This is a genomic window from Halorubrum tibetense (assembly GCF_042661865.1).
Classification (GTDB): Archaea; Halobacteriota; Halobacteria; order Halobacteriales; family Haloferacaceae; genus Halorubrum; species Halorubrum tibetense.
Genome location: NZ_JBHSWW010000236.1, coordinates 1 through 3779, shown reverse-complemented (window position 1 = coordinate 3779; position 3779 = coordinate 1). Strand labels below are relative to the sequence as shown.

The window sequence follows — 3779 nt, the reverse complement described above, 5'->3', positions numbered from 1 at the left end:
CACCCGCGGCGGGCGCGGCGGCGGCCGTCTCGATGGCCTCCTCGATGTCGACGTCCTCCAGCGCGGCGACGAGCGCCTTGACGCGGGATTCCTCGACGTCGACGCCGGCGGCTTCCAGCACGCCGGTGATGTTGTCCTCGTTGATCTCTTCGCCAGTCTCGTTCAGGATGAGTGCAGCGTAAACGTATTCCATTGGTGTGTCCTCGTAGTGTTAGCCGAACATCGCGCCGAGGCCTTCGCCGCCGTCGTCGCCGTCGTCGTCGTCGGCGTCGTCGTCGGCCGTCTCGGCGTCGTCCGTCTCCGCGGTGTCTTCGTCGGCCTGTTCCTCCTCGTCGGCGTCGTCCGTCTCCGGAGCCGGGGCGGCTTCGACGCCCTGCAGCTCCTCGGGGAGCGCCTCCTCGTCGTCGATCTGTGCCGCGAGCGCACGCAGCTGGGCGTCGGCCTTCCCGATGAGGTCGGGCACGACGTCCGGGCTCTCGATCTCCGCGAACAGCCCGACCGACTTCGCCTCGCCGGACGCCTTCGCGAGAAGGGTACCGGCGGTGGCGGCCGTCGGGTAGGCGGCGTTGACGGAGAGGTTGCGGGCGGCGGCCGCGGCGGACTGGACGTCCGCGCGGTACTCGTCGACGTCGATGGCGAGCTCGTCGGGCTCGAACAGCACGCCGTCGGAGTAGACGCCCTTCAGGTCGAGGCCGACCTCCTTCGGCTCGATGCCGAGCTCGGTCAGGACGTTCGCGAGGTCGTCGTCGACGACCTCACCCTCCTCGAGCACCTTCGAGTCCTCGGTGACCTTGATCGAGCCGTCCATGATCCGGGCGGACGCGCCGACCGTCTGGAGCTCGCCGACGAACGGCCCCGGATCGACGCCCGTGTCACCCTCGGGGATGACGACGTCGTTGGGGGCCACCTCGCCCGCGTTGATCGGGGCGGGGGTCTTCGAGGCTTCCAGCTGCTTGTAGAGGCCGAAGGGGTTGTCGTTGGTGCCGATGAGCGCCACCTGTCCTTCGACGTAGCCGGTGAGCTGTTCGACGCCCTCGTTCACTTCCTCGAGCGCGCGGATCGTGAGCGTGTTGCGGCTCATCCGCACGTCCGCGGAGCCGTGGAGCTCCCGGCGCATGGCCTGGAGCTGGCGGCTGGGGATGCCGGCGACGCCGACGATCCCGACGGAGTTGAACGACTCGACGAACTCGACGAGCTCGTCCACCTCCTCGCGTTTCCACTCGGGGATCGTCTCGGTCTTCCGGACGGTGCTCATACGGGCACCTCCTTGGCGGGACCCATCGTGGTTTTCACGTAGATCCCGTCGATGTTGAGCGGTCCCTTCTCGAGGTTCGCTTCGAGTCGGCGGATGATGACGTCGATGTTGTCCGAGATCGCCTCGGCGCCCATGTCCTCCGCGCCGACGCGCGTGTGGAACGTGCGTCGGTCACGGGATCGGAGCTGCACCGTGTTCTTCATCCGGTTGACTGTGTCGACGACGTCGTCGTCCGGCTGTAGTGGGGTAGGCATCTTCCCGCGCGGACCGAGGACGGTACCGAGGTACCGACCGATGTCCTGCATCAGGTTGGCCTCGGCGACGAAGAAGTCGGTTTCGCCGGCCAGGTCCTTTGCGCGGTCGTCGTCGTCTCCGAGATCCTCCAGATCGTCGCTGTCAAGCACTTGATCAGCGACGTCGGCGGCGCGGACGGCGGTTTCGCCCTCCGCGAAGACGACGATCTGTGTCTCCTGCCCCGTTCCAGCCGGCAGCACGACGGACTCGTCGACGCGATTCGACGGATCGTTGAGGTCGAGGTCTCGCAGGTTGATCGCGATGTCCACCGTCTCGCGGAAGTTCCGCTCAGGGGCCTCATCGAGTGCGAGGGTTACGGCCTCTTGTATTGTGTCTGCCATTTTCACCTCCGTAGTACGCAGGTCGCTCCTACGGGTCAGTGAAACAGGCGAAGCCTGTCTCATCGGAGAGTGGCTCATGAGACGCTTAAAACCGTCGAAGCCCCCCTGTCCATGTGAGATGGGGACACGCGACTCCCTGAGGATTCGACGTCCGTCGAATGTGATATCGTCGCATAGGGGAACCCTTTTGACCGCGCTTTCCGATCCACCGGATAATGACGCAGGGTGGTCCGGCGTGACGATGGAGGACCGCATCGACGATCTCCGCGACCGGCGCGAACGCGCCGCGAAAGGCGGCGGCGAGGAGCGGATCCAGTCCCAACACGACAAAGGGAAGATGACCGCGCGCGAGCGGATCGACTACTTCCTCGACGACGGGACGTTCCACGAGTTCGACCGGTTTCGGACCCACCGGAACCACACCTTCGGGATGGAAGAACAGCAGATCCCAGGCGACGGCGTGGTGACCGGCTACGGCGAGGTGAACGGCCGGAAGACGTTCGTCTTCGCGCACGACTTCACCGTCTTCGGCGGCTCGCTCGGCGAGGTGTTCGCCGAGAAAGTGTGTAAGGTGATGGACAAGGCGATGGACGTCGGCGCGCCCGTCGTCGGCCTCAACGACTCCGCCGGCGCGCGGATCCAGGAAGGGGTCGCCTCGCTCGGCGGGTTCGCCGAGATCTTCCGCCGGAACACGGAGGCGTCGGGCGTTATTCCACAGATATCGGCGATCATGGGCCCCTGTGCCGGCGGCGCGGTGTACTCGCCGGCGATCACGGACTTCACGTTCATGGTGAAAGACACCTCCCACATGTTCATCACCGGGCCGGACGTCATCGAGACGGTCACCGGCGAGGAGGTGAGCTTCGAGGAGCTCGGCGGCGCGGTCACCCACACCTCGACCTCCGGCGTCGCCCACTTCGCCGAGGAGAGCGAGGAGCAAGCGTTAGACGACATCGCTCGGCTCCTCTCGTATCTCCCCGCGAACAACGTGGAGGACCCGCCGCGGGTCGAGCCGTGGGACGACCCCGAGCGCGCGGACGACGACCTCGCCGAGATCGTCCCGAACGCGCCTCGCAAGCCGTACGACATGCACGCCGTCATCGAGGGCGTCGTCGACGAGGGGTCCTTCTTCGAGGTCCAAGAGAACTTCGCGAAGAACATCGTGATCGGGTTCGCGCGGCTCGACGGCCACTCGATCGGCGTGGTCGCAAACAACCCCCGCGTGAACGCGGGCACGCTCGACATCGAGTCGAGCCAGAAGGGCGCGCGGTTCGTCCGGTTCTGTGACGCGTTCAACGTCCCCATCCTCACCTTCGAGGACGTGCCCGGGTTCATGCCCGGGACGGACCAGGAGCACAACGGGATCATCCGCCACGGCGCGAAGCTGCTGTACGCCTTCTCGGAGGCGACCGTTCCCCTCCTCACCGTCATCACCCGAAAGGCGTACGGCGGGGCGTACTGCGTGATGTCCTCGAAACACATCGGCGGCGACGTGAACTACGCCTGGCCGACCGCCGAGATCGCGGTGATGGGGCCGAAAGGGGCGGTGAACGTGCTCTACCGCGAGGAGCTCGCCGAGGCCGACGACCCGGACGCCCGGAGACAGGAGCTCATCGACGAGTACCGCGACGAGTTCGCGAACCCGTACACCGCCGCCGACCGCGGGTTCATCGACGACGTCATCGAGCCCGCCGAGACCCGGGCCCGCCTCGTCGACGACCTGACGATGCTGAAGGGGAAACGCTCGGACCAGCCCGACAAGAAACACGGCAACATCCCGATCTGAGATGGCGACGGAGACGCCGGAGTCGGAGTCGACCGATCCACCGACGATCGATCCGGGGGCGCTCGCGGCGGCCGACCTCGACCTGCTTGACGAAGCGAGCGAC

General features: G+C 66.5%; 4 protein-coding genes. 1 reads left to right on the top strand and 3 read right to left on the bottom strand.

The features are described from left to right. The 3 genes from rpl12p to ACFQEU_RS12695 form a co-directional block, all read right to left on the bottom strand. A partial coding sequence (gene rpl12p / locus ACFQEU_RS12705; protein ID WP_379782706.1) for a 50S ribosomal protein P1 occupies positions 1-193 on the bottom strand: 193 nt, incomplete at its 3' end. Positions 194-211: 18 nt separating this feature from the next. Then, on the bottom strand, positions 212-1255 hold the full coding sequence (locus ACFQEU_RS12700) for a 50S ribosomal protein L10 (protein WP_379782704.1): 1044 nt from the start codon (positions 1253-1255) through the stop codon (positions 212-214). Next, positions 1252-1890 (bottom strand): 50S ribosomal protein L1, encoded by a 639-nt coding sequence (locus tag ACFQEU_RS12695; protein WP_379782701.1) that lies wholly within the window; start codon positions 1888-1890, stop codon positions 1252-1254. Before ACFQEU_RS12695 ends, ACFQEU_RS12700 begins: the two co-directional genes overlap by 4 nt. Before the next feature lie 241 nt (positions 1891-2131). Here ACFQEU_RS12695 and ACFQEU_RS12690 point away from each other — a divergent pair, with 241 nt between their 5' ends. Next, positions 2132-3676 (top strand): acyl-CoA carboxylase subunit beta, encoded by a 1545-nt coding sequence (locus ACFQEU_RS12690; RefSeq protein ID WP_379782698.1) that lies wholly within the window; start codon positions 2132-2134, stop codon positions 3674-3676. The last annotated feature ends 103 nt before the right edge of the window (positions 3677-3779 follow it).

Bases quoted from the DNA above. Each gene is read 5' to 3' on its own strand.
- ACFQEU_RS12700 (WP_379782704.1), bottom strand. From the start codon at position 1,255: ATGAGCACCGTCCGGAAGACCGAGACGATCCCCGAGTGGAAACGCGAG.
- ACFQEU_RS12695 (WP_379782701.1), bottom strand. From the start codon at position 1,890: ATGGCAGACACAATACAAGAGGCCGTAACCCTCGCACTCGATGAGGCC.
- ACFQEU_RS12690 (WP_379782698.1), top strand. From the start codon at position 2,132: ATGGAGGACCGCATCGACGATCTCCGCGACCGGCGCGAACGCGCCGCG.